Source organism: Polyangium sorediatum (assembly GCF_029946465.1).
GTDB classification, from domain to species: Bacteria; Myxococcota_A; Polyangia; order Polyangiales; family Polyangiaceae; genus Polyangium; species Polyangium fumosum.
Map to the genome: position 1 here is coordinate 319,821 of NZ_JARZHI010000006.1, position 15,675 is coordinate 335,495.

Annotated in this window: 12 protein-coding genes and 2 tRNA genes; 7 read left to right on the forward strand and 7 right to left on the reverse strand. The window is 68.9% G+C overall.

The window, feature by feature from the left end; genetic code table 11:
* Window positions 1-286: 286 nt before the first annotated feature.
* Window positions 287-1,891 carry a hypothetical protein gene (locus tag QHF89_RS10620; protein ID WP_284720343.1) on the forward strand — a complete coding sequence of 535 codons (1,605 nt, stop codon included), beginning with the start codon at window positions 287-289 and terminating at the stop codon, window positions 1,889-1,891.
* 43 nt (window positions 1,892-1,934) lie between these two features.
* Here the strand turns inward: QHF89_RS10620 and QHF89_RS10625 are convergent, their stop codons facing one another.
* Complete coding sequence (locus tag QHF89_RS10625) at window positions 1,935-2,789, reverse strand: alpha/beta fold hydrolase (protein WP_136965533.1); 855 nt, start codon at window positions 2,787-2,789, stop codon at window positions 1,935-1,937.
* Between the two features lie 81 nt (window positions 2,790-2,870).
* On the opposite strand from QHF89_RS10625, the gene QHF89_RS10630 reads away from it, so the two are divergent.
* Both QHF89_RS10630 and QHF89_RS10635 read left to right on the forward strand, forming a co-directional pair.
* Window positions 2,871-4,682 (forward strand): bifunctional serine/threonine-protein kinase/formylglycine-generating enzyme family protein, encoded by a 1,812-nt coding sequence (locus QHF89_RS10630; protein WP_284720344.1) that lies wholly within the window; start codon window positions 2,871-2,873, stop codon window positions 4,680-4,682.
* Window positions 4,683-4,766: 84 nt separating this feature from the next.
* The gene (locus tag QHF89_RS10635; RefSeq protein ID WP_136965531.1) at window positions 4,767-6,041 is read left to right on the forward strand and encodes a metallophosphoesterase; all 1,275 of its coding nucleotides are present in this window, start codon (window positions 4,767-4,769) and stop codon (window positions 6,039-6,041) included.
* Between the two features lies 1 nt (window position 6,042).
* Here the strand turns inward: QHF89_RS10635 and QHF89_RS10640 are convergent, their stop codons facing one another.
* The 3 genes from QHF89_RS10640 to QHF89_RS10650 form a co-directional block, all read right to left on the reverse strand.
* The gene (locus QHF89_RS10640) at window positions 6,043-6,981 is read right to left on the reverse strand and encodes an alcohol dehydrogenase catalytic domain-containing protein (protein WP_136965530.1); all 939 of its coding nucleotides are present in this window, start codon (window positions 6,979-6,981) and stop codon (window positions 6,043-6,045) included.
* Between the two features lie 139 nt (window positions 6,982-7,120).
* Window positions 7,121-7,195 (reverse strand) — tRNA-Glu (locus tag QHF89_RS10645).
* 42 nt (window positions 7,196-7,237) lie between these two features.
* Window positions 7,238-7,308 (reverse strand) — tRNA-Gln (locus tag QHF89_RS10650).
* Window positions 7,309-7,746: 438 nt separating this feature from the next.
* On the opposite strand from QHF89_RS10650, the gene groES reads away from it, so the two are divergent.
* From groES to QHF89_RS10670, 4 genes are all read left to right on the forward strand, one after another.
* Window positions 7,747-8,052 carry a co-chaperone GroES gene (gene groES, locus QHF89_RS10655; protein WP_136931401.1) on the forward strand — a complete coding sequence of 102 codons (306 nt, stop codon included), beginning with the start codon at window positions 7,747-7,749 and terminating at the stop codon, window positions 8,050-8,052.
* 42 nt (window positions 8,053-8,094) lie between these two features.
* Window positions 8,095-9,789: a chaperonin GroEL gene (groL, locus tag QHF89_RS10660; RefSeq protein ID WP_136931400.1), complete on the forward strand. Its 1,695-nt coding sequence runs from the start codon at window positions 8,095-8,097 to the stop codon at window positions 9,787-9,789.
* 137 nt (window positions 9,790-9,926) lie between these two features.
* On the forward strand, window positions 9,927-10,574 hold the full coding sequence (locus QHF89_RS10665) for a Crp/Fnr family transcriptional regulator (RefSeq protein ID WP_136965529.1): 648 nt from the start codon (window positions 9,927-9,929) through the stop codon (window positions 10,572-10,574).
* Window positions 10,575-10,579: 5 nt separating this feature from the next.
* Window positions 10,580-11,347: an MBL fold metallo-hydrolase gene (locus tag QHF89_RS10670; protein ID WP_136931398.1), complete on the forward strand. Its 768-nt coding sequence runs from the start codon at window positions 10,580-10,582 to the stop codon at window positions 11,345-11,347.
* Between the two features lie 128 nt (window positions 11,348-11,475).
* On the opposite strand, the gene QHF89_RS10675 is transcribed toward QHF89_RS10670, so the two are convergent.
* From QHF89_RS10675 to QHF89_RS10685, 3 genes are all read right to left on the reverse strand, one after another.
* Entirely contained in the window at window positions 11,476-12,252 is a 777-nt protein-coding gene (locus QHF89_RS10675; protein WP_136931397.1) for a PP2C family protein-serine/threonine phosphatase, read from the reverse strand.
* Between the two features lie 178 nt (window positions 12,253-12,430).
* Entirely contained in the window at window positions 12,431-14,026 is a 1,596-nt protein-coding gene (locus tag QHF89_RS10680; protein WP_136965528.1) for an FAD-dependent oxidoreductase, read from the reverse strand.
* Window positions 14,026-15,564, reverse strand: coding sequence for a polyamine aminopropyltransferase (locus QHF89_RS10685; protein WP_136965527.1), 1,539 nt, complete (start codon window positions 15,562-15,564; stop codon window positions 14,026-14,028). Before QHF89_RS10685 ends, QHF89_RS10680 begins: the two co-directional genes overlap by 1 nt.
* Window positions 15,565-15,675 lie beyond the last annotated feature (111 nt).

Below are 15,675 nucleotides of genomic sequence, written 5' to 3' on the forward strand. Positions count from 1 at the left end.
GTCCGCGAACCGAATTCCTGGAAAAAAGCCGGAAGCCCTTGTTTCATGCGGGATCCGGCGCGTTCGTGGTTGTCGAGAGGAATGTCCGGCGATAGGACTGACAATGTCCATATCCCCCTGCCGCGGCCCACGGCGCACCGCGTCGTCGTATTCATGCGAGAGCGGACATTTTCGGTCCGATCTGGAGCCCCGACGCTCGCCCGGTTGCTCTCGGGACAGCACCGGATGGACGCCGCGCCCCGATCATGGGAATTCCCTGGGCCCCCTCGTTCGTCCATCGGTCCGCATGCGCTGGGCACTCCTCTCGACCCTCGTCCTTCCGCTCCTCGGCCTCGCCTGCGACCGAGGCCCGCTCCCCGCGCCCGCGCTCGCCAGCACGGCTGCGCCCACCGCCTCCGCGCCCGCGCGGGCCGCCCCGAACGTCGAGGACGAGGCAAACGCTTGCCGCCGTCGCGTCGCGGAGGTGCTCGCTTCTCCCGCGGCCCCCGGCGCGCCCGCCTTCGACGCCGCCCGGATCGAAATCCTCGGCCGCGCCCGCGGCGAACCCCTCGTCTTCGTCCGCGAGCCCGCACCCACGCCCGAGGACGCCCTCGACGCGCGCCTCGTCCCCTCGGCCCGCCTGTTCGCCAAGGAGCGCGTCGGCGGCCGCGTCGGCGGCTTGCGCAAGCGGCACCGCGGTGATCCGCGCGCCCTCCGCGCCCTCGTCCTCCGCGAGGGATACGTGTATGCATCCGACCCGCAGGACGCCCTCGCCCTCGTCACGCAAATCACCCTGACCGACCTCTTCGACGAGCCCCGCATCCACCTCCTCCGAGGCCACGAGATACGCGCCCTCGATCGCGTGGAGGTCCGCCGCGAGGTTCGTTATCAAGACGCCGCGGGCAAACCCGCTGACCTGCTCTTCGGCGATCGGGTCGCCGTCACGGAGGCCGAGCTCGAACGACCGCTCCATCGCGATCTCGCCGTCCTCGCCGACGAGATCGGCTTCGAGCGCGCGCGCCTCCGCCACACGACCGAATCCGCGATCGTCGCCGATCTCCGCTTTGGCGAGACCTGGGCCGCGGCGCTCCTCCGCGCGGACGGCGCGCGCCTCTCGTTCGATTGCCTCGCCGAGGATCCCCCCGCGCGCGAAGCCGTCCGCGCCTTCCAGGACAAGACCGCGCAAAAACGCCGCGCGATGCAGGCGATCCGCGGCGCCGTGAGCCGCGCCGTCGACGAGGCGCTTCCCTTCGATCGCCCCGACGCCGAGCCCGACCATTTCCGCGACGGCACCCTCCGGCCGCAATGGATGACGGCCTATCTCCAGGGCCGCGACAGCTTTTCGTTCGAGGAAAAACGGTACGCGGTCTTCGATTCCTGGGGCCGCCCACGCCCGCCCGAGGTGTGCGTCGATTTCGTCCTCGATACCTACGAGCGCGCCGCGGGCACCTGGTACCGCGCACGCGGCGACAAACCCGGCCGCGCCGTGGGGCGGCTCGATTTCGACGAATCCGGCATCAAGAACCGCCGCGGCGTCATCTCGTTCGGCGAGTTCGCCGAGGCGAAGCCCGAGCTCTTCGAGGTCCGCCGCTTCCGCGGCGAAGAGCGGATCCCCTTCGGCGAGCGGTCGCGTTTCTTCGCGGAGCTACATGATTTTGCGGACGAGGTTCGTCCGGGCGACGTCATCTCCATCCAGGGCGAGAAGCGCGACAAGCACATTCACCAGCACGCGATCTTCGTCGAGCGCGCCGACCCCGTGACGGGGTTTCCGTTTGGCCTCGCCGATCAAATGAAGCGCCCGCGTCGCCGCACCTGGGAGGGCATCATGGCCGAGGCGCCGAAGCGCAGCCTGTTTTACCGCGCGCGGCCGCGCGACGAGGTCATCGCGAAGATCGACCCTGGCGCGCCCTGAAACGAGCCCGTCTCGCGCGAGCGCGCCTGGCTGCTGCGGCGGCTCACGAGGCGCGTTCGAGCGCGCGGAGCACGAAGTCCGCGAACGCCTTCGGGTCCTCGGTGTGCGGCGAGTGCCCGATGCCCTCCGGCTCCAGGAAGACCGTGTGCGGCGGCAGGTTTTCCTTGAAGAAGCCGAGGCAGCACGGCGGGATCACGCGGTCCGATTGGCCCCAGATCACGTGGATCGGCATGGAGAGCGACGCGAGCTCGCCGGGCGCGAAGAAGTGCTTCGGCTCGAGCCCGTCGAGGATCGAGCGCACGGACGGGTTCTTGAAGATGCGCACGAGATCCGGCGCGACGAGCGGCCCGTACCACGGCACGGCGTGGTTCAATCGCCCGAGGAAGTCGCGGGCGTCGCGCACGTTCGAAAGGACGAACCCGCGCAGGAAGCGCTCGCGCTCCTCGGGATCCTCGACCGGCGCGCCGCCCGGCGACGTGAGCGCGAGGCCTGCGACGCGCTCGGGGCTCCGCAGCGCGTACCGGAGCGCCATCGCGCCGCCAAGCGAATTGCCCACGACGACGGACGGCGCGTCGAGCTCGTGATCGAGCACGTACGACAGGGCCTCGAACAGGCGCTCGGGCCCGAGCGTGACCCAGGGTGCGCCCGAAAGTCCGTGCCCCGGCGCGTCGACGGCGACCACGCGACGGCTCTGTTTCCGGAGCCTCGCGAGGGTCGGCGCGAACACCGCAGAGGACGCGGCGATGCCATGCAGGAACACGACCGGCGGGGCCGCTCCCTGGCCACGCGCGTCGTACACGTGCACGCGCCCGACGGGCGTTTCGAGGAAGCGGCTCTCGACGCCGCGGCGCACGAGCATCGCGCGCGTCACGTGATCGAGGACGGACAGAAGAACCATGGTCGCTTTTTACCACGCAGGGTTCGGGCGCGACGATGTCTTGCCTCGTGCCCCGACGATCTGCGAAGCTCTGCCGCCCCCATGGCCACGGGCGAGCCCTCCTGCCGGCGTTGCGGCGCCGTGATCGGCGAGAAGGCACGTTTTTGTGCCGATTGTGGCGCTCCTGTCGCTGCCGCGTCCGATCCCACGGTCCTCTTCATGAAGGTGCCGAGCGCGCTCGCACCGACGACGCCTGTCGAACGCGAGCCGACGCCTGCGTCGGCCCAGCCGAACAGCCGCTTGCCGCCCATGCGTATCCCGTCGGGCACCGTGCTCTCGGGCGTGTACGCCGTGCAGAACGTGCTCGGCGAGGGCGGCATGGGCGTCGTCTATCGCGCGCACGACGGCGCGCTCGGCCGCACGGTCGCGATCAAGTGCCTGCACTCGAACCTCGCGGGCGACGCCGAGATCCGGCGCCGCTTCGTCCGCGAGGCCCGCGTCCTGCGCACGTTCTCGCATCCGCACGTCGTCTCCGTCTTCGACCTCATCGAGCACGAGCACCTGCTCGGCATCGTGATGGAGCACGTCGAGGGGCAAACGCTCGCGCATCACCTCGTGAAATGGCGCGGCCGCATGCCCTTCGTCGAGATCCGCGAGATCTTCATGGCCGTGCTCGACGCGATGGACGCGGCGCACCGGCAGGGCATCATCCATCGCGATCTCAAGCCCGACAACGTGCTCGTCATGCGCGGGCCTGCGGGTGAGCTCGTTCCGAAGGTCGTCGATTTCGGCATCGCGCGGATCCTCGAAGGCACGACGTACACCGTGAGCGGCGCGCTGCTCGGCACCTGCCGGTACATGTCGCCCGAGCAGGTCAAGGGCGACAAGACGGCCGATCATCGCTCGGACATCTACTCGCTCGGCGTCTCGCTCTACGAGCTCGCGGCGGGCCGGCCGCCTTTCCCCGAGGACAACCATTTCGCGCTCATGATGTCGCACGTCCAGGCCGAGCCCCCGAAGCCCTCGCAGCACCGCGCCGAGATCCCGACCCTGCTCGAAGACCTCATCCTCTCCGCGCTCGCGAAAAACGCCGCCGAGCGGCCGCAGACCTGCGCAGAGTTCCGCGAGCGCCTGCTCGCCGCCATTGACGAACCCACGCCGGGGCACGTCGCCGTGCGCCCGACCAGCACCTCCGTTCCGCCGCTCGCCACGGTCCTGCGCGACACCGACGGCGCCGAGTCCGTGCTCGTACCAGCGGGGTCGTTTCTCATGGGCCCGGATCGCCGCGAGGTCTTCCTCGACGCGTATTACATCGACCGCGCGCCCGTCACGAACCGGCAATTCGCGCTCTTCGTCCAGGTCACCGGATACAAGCCGGTCGACGAGAGCGGCGGTCGGTTCCTCGCGCATTGGGCGCGCGGCGTCGTGCCTCGGGGGCTCGAGGATCACCCCGTGGTGAACGTCTCGTGGGACGACGCGTGCGCGTATGCCTCGTGGGCCGGCAAGCGTTTGCCCACGGAGGCCGAATGGGAGAAGGCCGCGCGTGGCACGGACGGCCGTCGGTATCCCTGGGGCAAGGCCGAGCCGACGCCTTCGCGGGCCCATTACGGCGGAAAACACCGCGGCACCTCGCCCGTCGGCTCCTACCCCGAGGGCCAATCGCCGTACGGCGCGCTCGACATGGCCGGCAACGTGTGGGAGTGGTGCGAGGACGTCGACGATCCGGCCTTTTACACGGACGGCCCCTCGCGCAACCCGAAAAACACGGCGCGGCCGCCGCACCCGCTCTACGTCATGCGCGGCGGCTCCTGGCTCTTCGGCGCGCAATCGCTGAAGACGTATTCGCGCACCCGGTTCGAGCCGCATTATCGTTTCGCTGGCGGCGGCTTTCGTTGCGTGCGCTCGGCGCGCTGAGCACCGAGCCCGAACTCTTCGGGCGGCCCCCTCCCGCGAGCGCCGGGCGTGCGCTACGCTTCGCGACCGAGGGCACGGCATCCCATGGGAATTCCGCGGATCGTGATCTTTTTCGTCGTCATCTCGCTCGTCCTTTTCGCCGCGAGTTTTTACGTGGGCCGCCGCTTGAAGCAGGCGTTCGGGCTCTCCGTGCGGGCCGAGCGCGCAGGCCTCTTCGTGGTGCTCGGGTCCGTGGTGGCGATGATCCTCGCGCGCGCCGTCGGCCTGCGCCCGCTCGGCGAGGTCGCGTTCACGCTCCTGCTCGCGCTCCTCATCAGCACGGGCCTGCTCCTGCTCGTGGATCTCGCGAAGCTCGGGGCCCTGCCTTTCACGTGGCTCGCGTCCCGCGTGAAGCCTGCGCCTGCGCCCGAGCCCGTGCTCGCCCTCGCGACCGAGTCTGCCGCGCCCGCGCCTGCGTCCGCGGAGGCGCCGGCCCCGGCGCCCGCGAACGCCGAGGCCGCGCCCGCCTTGCCCACGCGCCGTGACTTTCTCACGCAGGCGGTGACGGGATCGGCGCTGCTTGTGGGCTCGGGCAGCTCGTTTTATGGCGCGGTCTTCGGCCGGCACGATTACGTGATCGAGGAGGTGCCCGTCCGGATCCCGGGGCTTTCGAAGCGCCTCGACGGGTATACGCTGGTCCAGCTCTCGGACATTCATTTCGGCACGTTCGTCGGCGACGCCGAGATGCGCGCGGCCGAGGAGCTCGTGCGCAAGGCGCGGCCCGATCGGATCGTGCTCACCGGCGACCTCCTCGACAACGACGCGAGATATGCGGAGATGCTCGGGCGCTTCGTGCGGAACATCGCGCCGCTCGCGCGAGACGGCGTCGTGGCCATTCCGGGCAATCACGATTGGTATGCGGGGATCGACGAGGTCGTGGCGGCCTTGCAGGCGGCCGGGGCGCGGGTCCTGCGCAATGACGGCTTCGTGATCGGCGACGAGAAAGATGGGTTTTCGCTGCTCGGCGTGGAGGACGTGTGGGCGCGGCGGCTCGCGCCGGGGAATGGGCCGAACCTCGACGCTGCGCTCGCCCGGGTCCCGAAGGACCTGCCGCGTGTCTTGCTTTGCCACAACCCCGTGTTTTTTCCGGAGGCCGCGGGCCAGGTGGCCTTGCAGCTCTCGGGGCACACGCACGGCGGGCAGGTGAACCTCGGCGCATTGCAGCCGGGCAAGCTCGTGCTCCCGTACGGGTACGTCGCGGGGCTTTACGAGCGGAATGGATCCCGGCTGTGGGTGAACCGCGGGTTCGGCACGGCGGGACCGCCGGCGCGGGTCGGCGCGCCGCCGGAGGTGACGCGCGTCGTGCTCGTGTCGGCCTGATTCAAGACGGCAAGACGAGCACCTTCAAGACGCCCGGCTCGGCGGCGCGTGCGAACGCGCGCGCGGCGTCCGCGAGCGGATACCGCGCCGAAAGGAGCGGGCGCGGGTCGACGCCGCCGCGGGCGAGCACGTCGATGGCGCGCTGAAAATCGCCGCAACGCGAGCCGATGATCTTGTTCTCGTTGATGACGGCGGGCGCGAGGTCGATGTTCGCAACGCCTGCATACGTGCTCTTGAGGATGATCGTGCCGCGCGGCTTCACGATGGCGAGCGCGCGGGCGAGCCCCGCAGGCTGGCCGGTCGCCTCGACGACGAGGTCGAACCCCGCCTCGGAAAAATCGGATTCGAGCGCGACGTCGAGCCCGGCGGCTTCGAGGATCGCGAGTTTGTCCCGGTGCCGGCCGACGGCGACGGCGCGGCCGAGATCCCCGCGCCGCGCCGCGAGGGCGAGCCCCGTGAGCAGGCCGAGCTTGCCGTCGCCGAGCAGGCAAACGCGATCCCCCGGCCGGGGCGCGGCCTCGTCGAAGGCATGCAGCGCGGCGGCGAGCGGCTCGATGAAGGCTGCGCTCTCGTCGGGGATCACGTCCGGCAAGACATGCAGGTTCTCCTCGGGGATCCGTACGAATTCGGCGATTCCGCCGTCACGGCCGAGGATCCCGAGCACGGTGCGCGTGGGGCAATGGTTGCGCCCGCCCGCGCGGCAGGTCGCGCAGCTCCCGCAGGCGCAATTGATCTCCATGACGACACGCTTGCCCGCGTGCAGGCCGAGGACCTCGTGGCCGAGCACGCCGCGAAAGCCCATGTAGCCGCGGGCGAGCTCCTGGTCGGTATTGCAGATTCCGGCCGACAGGACCTTGACGATGACCTCGCCCGGCGCGGGCGCGGGATCGGGGACGTCGGCGAGGACGACGCCGTTTTCTGTGCACTGGAGCGCCTTCATGCGTCCTCTCTCTCAAAAGAGGACCGCGTGCGCAACCTCGCGTCTTTTGCGCCGACCGGGCCGAAGCGAGGTCCGGAAACAAAGGCACAAAACGAAAACGGCACCCGAAGGTGCCGTTGTTCGCTGTTTCTGTTTTACCTGGCGATCCCAGCGGGAATTGAACCCGCGTTACCGACGTGAGAGGCCGGCGTCCTAACCGCTAGACGATGGGACCAGTTTTCAAATCCGTCGGCGACACTTCTTAGCCGACTTCGGGCTGGGGGACAAGGATTCGAACCTTGATAGACGGTGCCAGAAACCGTCGTCCTGCCATTAGACGATCCCCCAAAGGATCGGCTCTCCCCAGGCCCTGCGGACCAAGGGACCGGCGGAACACCGGAGCAATCGCTCCGTCGTCCACGGGCCGCGCAAATTAGCCGAACCGTCGGTCCTGTCAAGCGCTTCTTGTCGTTTGTTCGGAACAGCTTGAGATCGCTTGGAAATTCCGTCCGTCTTGGCCGGGCTCGTCCTCCCGCCGTCCTCCGTGCACCCCGAACCAGGTCGTTCGGGGTGCTTCCGGGACGTACGCCGCCCTCCGGAAAAACGACCGGCCGGCCCAGGGTGGGCTTGACGGTGGAAAGGGGGGATCTATTTTCCGGGCCGGTTTTAGCCACCGGCATAGCCGAGTGCCAGCGGCGTTGGTGCTCGACACCCTCCGTGGCCAAGAGCCACGGCCGGGGGGAGTCGGCCCGCCGGGGCCCGCAACAGACGATAGAGGAAGCCATCATGAAGATCAGGCCGCTGCACGACCGCATCGTGGTCAAGCGTCTCGAGAGCGAGACCCAGACGAAGGGTGGGATCATCATCCCGGATTCGGCCAAGGAGAAGCCCATCGAGGGGCGCGTGGTGGCCGTGGGCAACGGCAAGCTGCTCCGCGACGGCAAGCTCCGGCCGCTCGACATCAAGGTCGGCGACGTCGTCCTCTTCGGCAAGTACGCCGGCAACGAGGTGAAGATCGACGGCGAGGACTACGTGCTCCTGCGCGAGGACGACCTGCTCGCGATCACCGGCGGCGAAGGCGCCGCGAGCTGAACGCCCGCCCTCTCCTCACCAACTCCAAAGGGAAGAAGATCCATGTCCGCCAAGCAGATCATTTACAGCCGTAGCGCGCGCGCCGCGATCCTCCGGGGCGTCAACACGCTCGCCGAGGCCGTGAAGGTGACCCTCGGGCCCAAGGGCCGGAATGTCGTCATCGAGAAGAGCTGGGGTTCGCCGGTCGTCACGAAGGACGGCGTCACCGTGGCCAAGGAAGTCGAGCTGCACTCGAAGCTCGAGAACATGGGCGCGCAGATGGTCCGTGAGGTCGCCTCGAAGACGAGCGACAAGGCCGGCGACGGCACGACCACCGCGACCGTCCTCGCCCAGGCCATCTACAACGAGGGCCTCCGCCTCGTCGAAGCCGGCCACAACCCGATGGACCTGAAGCGCGGCATCGACGCCGCCGTCAGCGCGATCCTCGGCGAGCTGAAGAAGCAAGCCGTCCCGACCAAGGACAAGGGCCAGATCGCCCAGGTCGCCACCATCAGCGCCAACGGCGACAAGGAGATCGGCAACATCCTCGCCGAGGCGATGGAGAAGGTCGGCAAGGAGGGCGTGATCACGGTCGAAGAGAACAAGCGCATGTCGACCGAGCTCGACACGGTCGAGGGCATGCAGTTCGACCGTGGCTACCTCTCGCCGTACTTCGTGACCGATCCCGAGAAGATGAAGACGGTCCTCAACAACCCGCTCATCCTCGTGAACGAGAAGAAGATCTCGGCGATGGCCGATCTCCTCCCGGTGCTCGAGCAGGTCGTGAAGAACGGCCGCGAGGTCCTCATCATCGCCGAGGACATCGAGGGCGAGGCGCTCGCGACGCTCGTCGTGAACAAGCTGCGCGGCACGCTCAAGGTCGCCGCCGTGAAGGCCCCCGGCTTCGGCGATCGCCGCAAGGAGATGCTGAAGGACATCGCGACCCTGACGGGCGCGACGGCCTTCATGGAGGACCTCGGCCAGAAGCTCGACACCGCCACGCTGCGTGACCTCGGCACGGCCCGCCGCGTCGAGATCGACAAGGACAACACCGTCATCGTCGACGGCGCCGGCGACAAGGTCGCGATCAAGGCCCGCGTCGAGTCGATCCGCAAGCAGATCGGCGACACGTCGAGCGACTACGATCGCGAGAAGCTCCAGGAGCGCCTCGCGAAGCTCGCCGGCGGCGTGGCCGTCGTGCGCGTCGGCGCGGCGACCGAGGTCGAGATGAAGGAGAAGAAGGCCCGCGTCGAGGACGCGCTGCACGCGACGCGCGCGGCCGTCGAAGAGGGCATCGTCGTCGGCGGCGGCGTCGCGCTGCTCCGCGCCTCGGCCGTGCTCGACACCCTGAAGTTCAAGGACGAGCGCGACGTCGGCGTGCGCATCGTGCGCAAGTCCGCCGAGGCGCCGATCCGGCAGATCGCCACGAACGCCGGCATCGACGGCAGCGTCGTCGTCGAGAAGGTCCGCACGGGGCAAGGCTCGTTCGGCTACAACGCCGCGACCGACACCTACGAGGACCTCTTCGCCGCCGGCGTCATCGACCCGGCCAAGGTCGTGCACCACGCGCTCGCCAACGCGTCGAGCGTGGCGGCCCTGATGCTCACCACCGAGGCGCTCGTCGCCGAGAAGCCCAAGAAGGAAGCGGCTGCTGCGGCTGGCGGCGGCGGCATGGGCGGCATGGGCGGCATGGGCGGCATGGGCGGCATGGGCGGCATGGGCGGCATGGGCGGCATGGGCGACTTCGACATGGGCTGATCGCCCCGCGAGCCCACAAGCCAACACGAGAGCCTCGGGCGCCTGCTGCGTCCGGGGCTTTCGTTTTTCGAAGACCACGGCGTCCAGGCCTCCGGTTTTTGACCCGGCCTGCCGTATGGCGGTAAACTCCCCCCACGATGTCGGACCCGCTCTTCGCCCGGTTTGGCCGCGAGTTCTCGGCCGGGGACATACTGTGCCGCGAGGGCGATCCCGGCGATGTGATGTACGTGATCCAGACCGGCTCCGTCCGCATCACGAAGATGATCGCGGGCGAGGAGCGCGTGATCGCGATGCTCGGTCCAGGCGAGTTCCTCGGCGAGCTGGCGATCCTGAACGGCAAGCCGCGCAGCGCGACGGCGACGGTCGTCGAGACGACGCGGTGTCTGCTGGTCGAGGCGAGGACGCTCGAGAAGATGGTCGCGGTCAACGCCGAGATCGCGATGCGGCTGATCAAGAAGCTCGCGAAGCGGCTCGACTCGGCCGACGCGTTGATCGAGGTGCTGATGCACCGCGATCCGAAGGCCCGGATCATGCTCGCGCTGGCGCGGAACGCGGAGGCCTTCGGCGAGAAGACGGCCGAAGGGATCCTGATCCGCACGCGGGCGGAGGATCTCGCGCGTGACGTCGGCGTGGACGCGGTCGCGGCCTCCGACGTGATGCAGCGGCTGCGCAGGTTGCGCCTCGCCAGTGAGGTCCCGGGGGGCATCGTCGTCGCCGACGTCGGCAGGCTCCAGGACTTCGTCGAGTTTCTCGAGATGCCGCAGAAGTTCGGCGGGGAAGGCTGAGCGACGTGGATCTCCGCGTCATCGGTTGCCACGGCGGCGAGACTCCGAAGCACCGCACGAGCGCCTTCATCCTCGACGAGCGTCTGGCGATCGACGCGGGATCCCTCACGAGCGGCCTCGAAGTCGAGGGGCAGCTCAAGCTCGAAGGGTGCCTCGTCAGTCACGCGCACCTCGATCACATCCGCGACCTCGCGACGCTCGCGGACAACCGCTGTCAGATGGGCGCGCCTCCGCTCATCGTCGCGGGCACGCGCGAGACGATCCGCATCCTGCGGCAGCACTTCTTCAACAACGAGCTCTGGCCTGACTTCGCGACGATCCCGACGCCGGACAACCCGACGATCCGCTACCTCGAGCTCTCGCCGGAGACCCCGGCGCCGCTCGCGGGCTGCAATGTCCGCGCGATCATGGTGAGTCACACGATCGAGTCGGCCGCGTTCGTGATCGAGACGCCGGGCGGCGCCATCGCGTACAGCGGCGACACGGGCCCCACGGATCGGCTGTGGCAGGTGCTCGACGAGCAGCCGAACCTGCGCGCGCTCTTGATGGAGGTGAGCTTTCCGAACCGGGAGCAGCGGCTCGCCACGGTGAGTGGTCATCACACGCCGCAGACGCTGCGCGCCGATCTGAAGAAGCTACGCCGCCCGCAGGATTTGCCGACGCTGCTCTACCACATCAAGCCGGTGTTCCAGGCCGAGGTGGAGCGCGAGTGCGCCGCGCTCGAAGGCGTGAGCCTCGAAGTGATGAAGATCGGCGATCAGTTCTTGCTCTAGGGCACGAGCGTCTCGCGCTGCGACCGCTGCAAGCACCGCTGAAATGCAAAGCCCCTCTCCCGCTTGCGGGAGAGGGGTTGGGGAGAGGGCGGGACTGAGGAGAGGGGCGGGACTGAGGTGAGGGTCGATCAGCCCTGCTGCTCGGGCTCCACGCGCGCGAGCACGACCGTGATGTTGTCGAGTCCGCCGTGGAAATTCGCGCGCTCGATGAGCACGCGGCACGCCTCGTCGAGCGACGGGGCCTTCGTGACGATGTCGCAGATCTCCGGGTCCTTCACGAGACCCGAGAGCCCGTCGGAGCAGAGCAGGTAGATGTCCCCTGCGGCTGTCTCCTCGGTGAGCAGATCGACGAGCACGTCCTCGCGGATGCCGAGCGCGCGGGTGATCACGTTCGGCGGCAGCCGCTTGATCTCCTCCTCGGTCATCCACGGCGCCATGTGCAGGGCGTCGCTGACGAGCGAGTGATCACGGGTGAGCTGTGTGATCTTCTCGCCTCGGATGCGGTAACAACGGCTGTCGCCGACGTGACCCACGGTTACGCGCGTCGCGTTCTTGTCGAACATCGCCGTCACGATCGTCGTGCCCATCCCGAAGTCCGCCATGGTCTTGAGCGAACGGTCGAAGATGCGACGGTTGGCCAGTCGCAGGCCCGTGACGACGTAGTTCTCCTCCTCCGTCAGGTTCGGATCGGCAGGAAATGGCCATGTACCGTCGCGACCGACGGTGACCGAGAAGAAGTCTGAGAGGGTGGAGACAGCCAGCCGGCTTGCTACATCGCCAGAGCGATGCCCGCCCATTCCGTCGGCAACGGCGACGACATGGTACTCGGGCATCACGAGGAGGTTGTCCTCGTTGTGCTCCCGCATCAGGCCGACATCGGTCATCCCGGCGAACCGGGTTCGCATGGCCGAACAGTAGACGCGTAGGGGGGGGGCCGTGCAAGGTCGGTGAGCAGATCCCGTCACCTTTCCCGCGCAGACCCACCCCCACGCCCCCCCCGGAAGGCAAGCAAGCCCACCAGAACCCCGAATTTGCGGGGAACAGGTGTCGGTTATGTGCTTGTGGCTACGATTTTCCTGGATTTCACAACCAGGTCGAGCCGAGCGCGATCCCGAGCGCAGGCGCGACGGCCTCGGCCGCTCGAACACCGGACGCCTGCGACTCTTCGAAGAGCGCCATGCCAGGCTGATCCGCGTGCGCCCAGGCCACGCGCTCGTCGAGCAAGACGAGCGGTTCGAAGGGCTGTTCGCCGAGAAATCCAGGGCGCGGACGCGGCATCGCGTGACCCCACACGCACACGTCCATGCGTGTGATCTGCTCACGCAGCTCCGGATGCGCAGGTGCGAGATCAAGCAGCACGTCGTTCGCGATCTGCTCCCACGGCGCGACGACGAGGCCTTTTCGAGCGCCCACGACGTCGGGCCCGCCGTACGCGCGGTAGTACGTGAGCACCGTGCGCGCGGAGAGCTCCGTGAGCTGATGGCGCGCGTCGACGTAGCCGAGGCCCGCCGCATCGTAGAGGACGGAGTCCCACGCCATGTCGGGATCGATCGGGCGCTCGACGTGCATGTTCGCGACGACCCACGGTGAGCTCGTGCGCGTGGGCAAGCGCGCCGCAGCCGAAGGGAAGAGTCGACGGGTGACGAACGCGGGCGCCGCGACGACGACAGCCCGCGCGTGCGTGCGCCGCGGAGCGCGATCCCGCACGTCGAGCCAGCGCACTTCGACACGACCGCCTTCGATCGTGTCGAGGCCCGTCACGAGCGCGCCGTGCGTGACCGTCGCGCGTGCACGTTCGGAGAGCGCTTGGACGAGCTTTCCATTGCCCTCGGGCCACACGAGGAAGTGGCTGCCGTCGAGCTCGGGTGTCTTCAGCTTGCGCCCCGCGAAGTAGTGCAGCGCGGCCCAGGCCGAGACCTCCTCGGGCTCGGCGCCGAAGTCGTCGAGGCACGCGTAGCGCACGTACCAGCGCAAGAACGGCGAGGTGTAGCCCTCGCGATCGAGCCACGCGCGCATGCTGATCCGATCGAGCGCGAGCGTGTCCGGATCCCGCGACGAGAACGCGAGCGGGATCTGGAAGACGGGCTTGCCGTCGGCGCCGACGCGCTCGGTGAGCTCATCCTCGAAGCGGGAGAAGCGCTCCATCTCGGCACGATCGTGCGCGTCGAGCTCGTCCTGCGGCACGAGCCCCGGATGCCACGCGCCGCGGTAGAAGATCCGCTCTTGCGGCGCGTGGCAGAGCACGCGTGGATCGAAGCGCGGGCGACCCGCCGCGTCCCATCCCTTCACCACGCCCATCTGTTCGAGCAGGCGCAGCGCGGCGCGCGCCTCGGGGTTCGGCGCGGCGAGGTAGTGCGCGCCCCACGGATGCGGCGCGGCGCCGTCGTCGCCCCACGTGCTCGTGCCACCGAGGAACTGCTCGAGCTCGAGCACACGCACGTCGAGCCCCGCAGGCGCGAGCCTCCACGCCGCGGAGAGGCCGGCGATGCCCGCGCCGACGATGACGACATCCGCACGATCCGGCGGCCCGCTCGGCGTGGGCGCACCGCCGTCGCGCACGAGGTGACCCACGCCGTGCGAGGCGCCGATGATGCGACCTGCGAGCGGCGCCTTTCCGGGGAGGATGGTGTCGACCATCCAGCCCGCCGCGACCGTTGTGAGGAAGGCCCGTCGGTCCATCAGCGCGTGAAGACGCCCCACTCGCGCGCGTAGGTCGCCACGAGCTTCTGATCGTTCAGCCGGTTCACGGGCGCCTCCACGCGGCCGATGTCGCGCGGGAAGCGGAAGAGCTCGGGCAGCCCCGAGGACTCGAGCCACCGGAGCTTCGTGGGTTCGATGCGGAGCGCGCCCGGCGCCGCGAGCTCTTCGCCGCCCGCCAACACGAAGCCCCAGTCGCCGAAGCTCGGCACGTACACGTGGAGCGGCGCCGTCTTCCAGCCCGCGCTTTCGAGCGTCTGCACGATGGTCCAGAACGACTCACGCGCGTACTGCGGCGAGGTCGCCTGCACGACGGCGACGCCGCGAAAGGAGAGGCGCTCGCGCAGGAGGTGGTAGAACGCGTCGGTGTAGAGCTTGCCGACGGCGTAGTTCGAGGGATCGGGGAAGTCGACGATCGCGAGGTCGAACGAATCGCGTGAGTCCTCGAGGAACTTGTACGCGTCCTCGTTGCGCACGGTGACGCGTGGATCGTTCAAGGCTCCGCCGTTCAACTCCAGCGCGACGGGCAGCGTGCGGAACGCGTCCGTGACCACGGCGTCGAGGTCGATGAGCACGATGCGCTCGATCGAGGGGTAACGAAGCAGCTCGCGCGCTGCGAGCCCATCCCCGCCGCCGAGCACGAGCACGCTGCGCGGATCCCGGCCGAGCGCGGCAACGGCGGGGTGGACGAGGACCTCGTGGTAGCGCTGCTCGTCGTCCGAGGAGAACTGGAGGTTGCCGTTGAGGAAGAGGCGCGTCGTGCGCGGAGAGCGCGTGATCACCACGCGCTGGTAGGGCGACTGCGCCGTGTAGAGGATCGGCGCGCCGAAATAGACGGTCTCGGCGCGATCGACGAACCGCGTGACGAACCCGAACACCGCGGCGAGCACGCCGAAGATGAGCAAGCACTGCGCGCGCAAGCGGATCGTGACGGCGCGATCGAGCGGGAAGAGGAACGTCGCGAGCATCGCCACGGCCGCGTTCAGGAGGCCGAAGAAGAGGCTCGTCTGGTGCACGCCGAGCTTCGGCAGCAGCAGCGACGGGAAGAGCAGGCTCGCGATCAACGCGCCCACGTAGTCGAGCGTGAGGACGCGCGCGACGAGCTCCTTCAGGTCGACCGAGAACTGGAGCAGCCGGATGAGCAGCGGGATCTCCAGGCCCACGAGCGTGCCGACGAGCACCACGACGCCGTAGAGCGCGAAGCGAAACGCCGCGGCTGCCGTGTAGACCTTGAAGAGCAGCGGCGCCGAGAGGCCCCCCGCGAGGGCGAGGCAAAGCTCGATCTCGACGAAGCGCTCGAGGAGGCGATCCTCGAGGAACTTCGACAGGTATGAGCCGATGCCCATCGCGAACAAGTACAGGCCGATCACCAGGCTGAACTGGGTGACCGAGTCGCCCAGCACGTAGCTCGCCAGCGTGCCCGTCACGAGCTCGTAGACGAGCCCGGAGGTCGCGATCACGGCCACCATGGCGAGGAGCGCAGGGTGGACCCAGCGGCGCGGCAACTGCGGCTGCGGCATGCCGCGCCTTCCTAGCACCGGGTCGGCGCGGCCGGTGAGCCCGATCCGAGACGCCCACGTCGGAAGCCGTCCGACGAGAGAGCACGCCCGCGACGAAAATGGGCTACCATC

Coding starts and splice junctions, on each gene's coding strand:
- QHF89_RS10625 (WP_136965533.1), bottom strand. CDS start 2,789: ATGGTTCTTCTGTCCGTCCTCGATCACGTGACGCGCGCGATGCTCGTG.
- QHF89_RS10685 (WP_136965527.1), bottom strand. CDS start 15,564: ATGCCGCAGCCGCAGTTGCCGCGCCGCTGGGTCCACCCTGCGCTCCTC.
- QHF89_RS10665 (WP_136965529.1), top strand. CDS start 9,927: ATGTCGGACCCGCTCTTCGCCCGGTTTGGCCGCGAGTTCTCGGCCGGG.
- QHF89_RS10680 (WP_136965528.1), bottom strand. CDS start 14,026: ATGGACCGACGGGCCTTCCTCACAACGGTCGCGGCGGGCTGGATGGTC.
- groL (WP_136931400.1), top strand. CDS start 8,095: ATGTCCGCCAAGCAGATCATTTACAGCCGTAGCGCGCGCGCCGCGATC.
- groES (WP_136931401.1), top strand. CDS start 7,747: ATGAAGATCAGGCCGCTGCACGACCGCATCGTGGTCAAGCGTCTCGAG.
- QHF89_RS10630 (WP_284720344.1), top strand. CDS start 2,871: ATGGCCACGGGCGAGCCCTCCTGCCGGCGTTGCGGCGCCGTGATCGGC.
- QHF89_RS10675 (WP_136931397.1), bottom strand. CDS start 12,252: ATGCGAACCCGGTTCGCCGGGATGACCGATGTCGGCCTGATGCGGGAG.
- QHF89_RS10635 (WP_136965531.1), top strand. CDS start 4,767: ATGGGAATTCCGCGGATCGTGATCTTTTTCGTCGTCATCTCGCTCGTC.
- QHF89_RS10640 (WP_136965530.1), bottom strand. CDS start 6,981: ATGAAGGCGCTCCAGTGCACAGAAAACGGCGTCGTCCTCGCCGACGTC.
- QHF89_RS10620 (WP_284720343.1), top strand. CDS start 287: ATGCGCTGGGCACTCCTCTCGACCCTCGTCCTTCCGCTCCTCGGCCTC.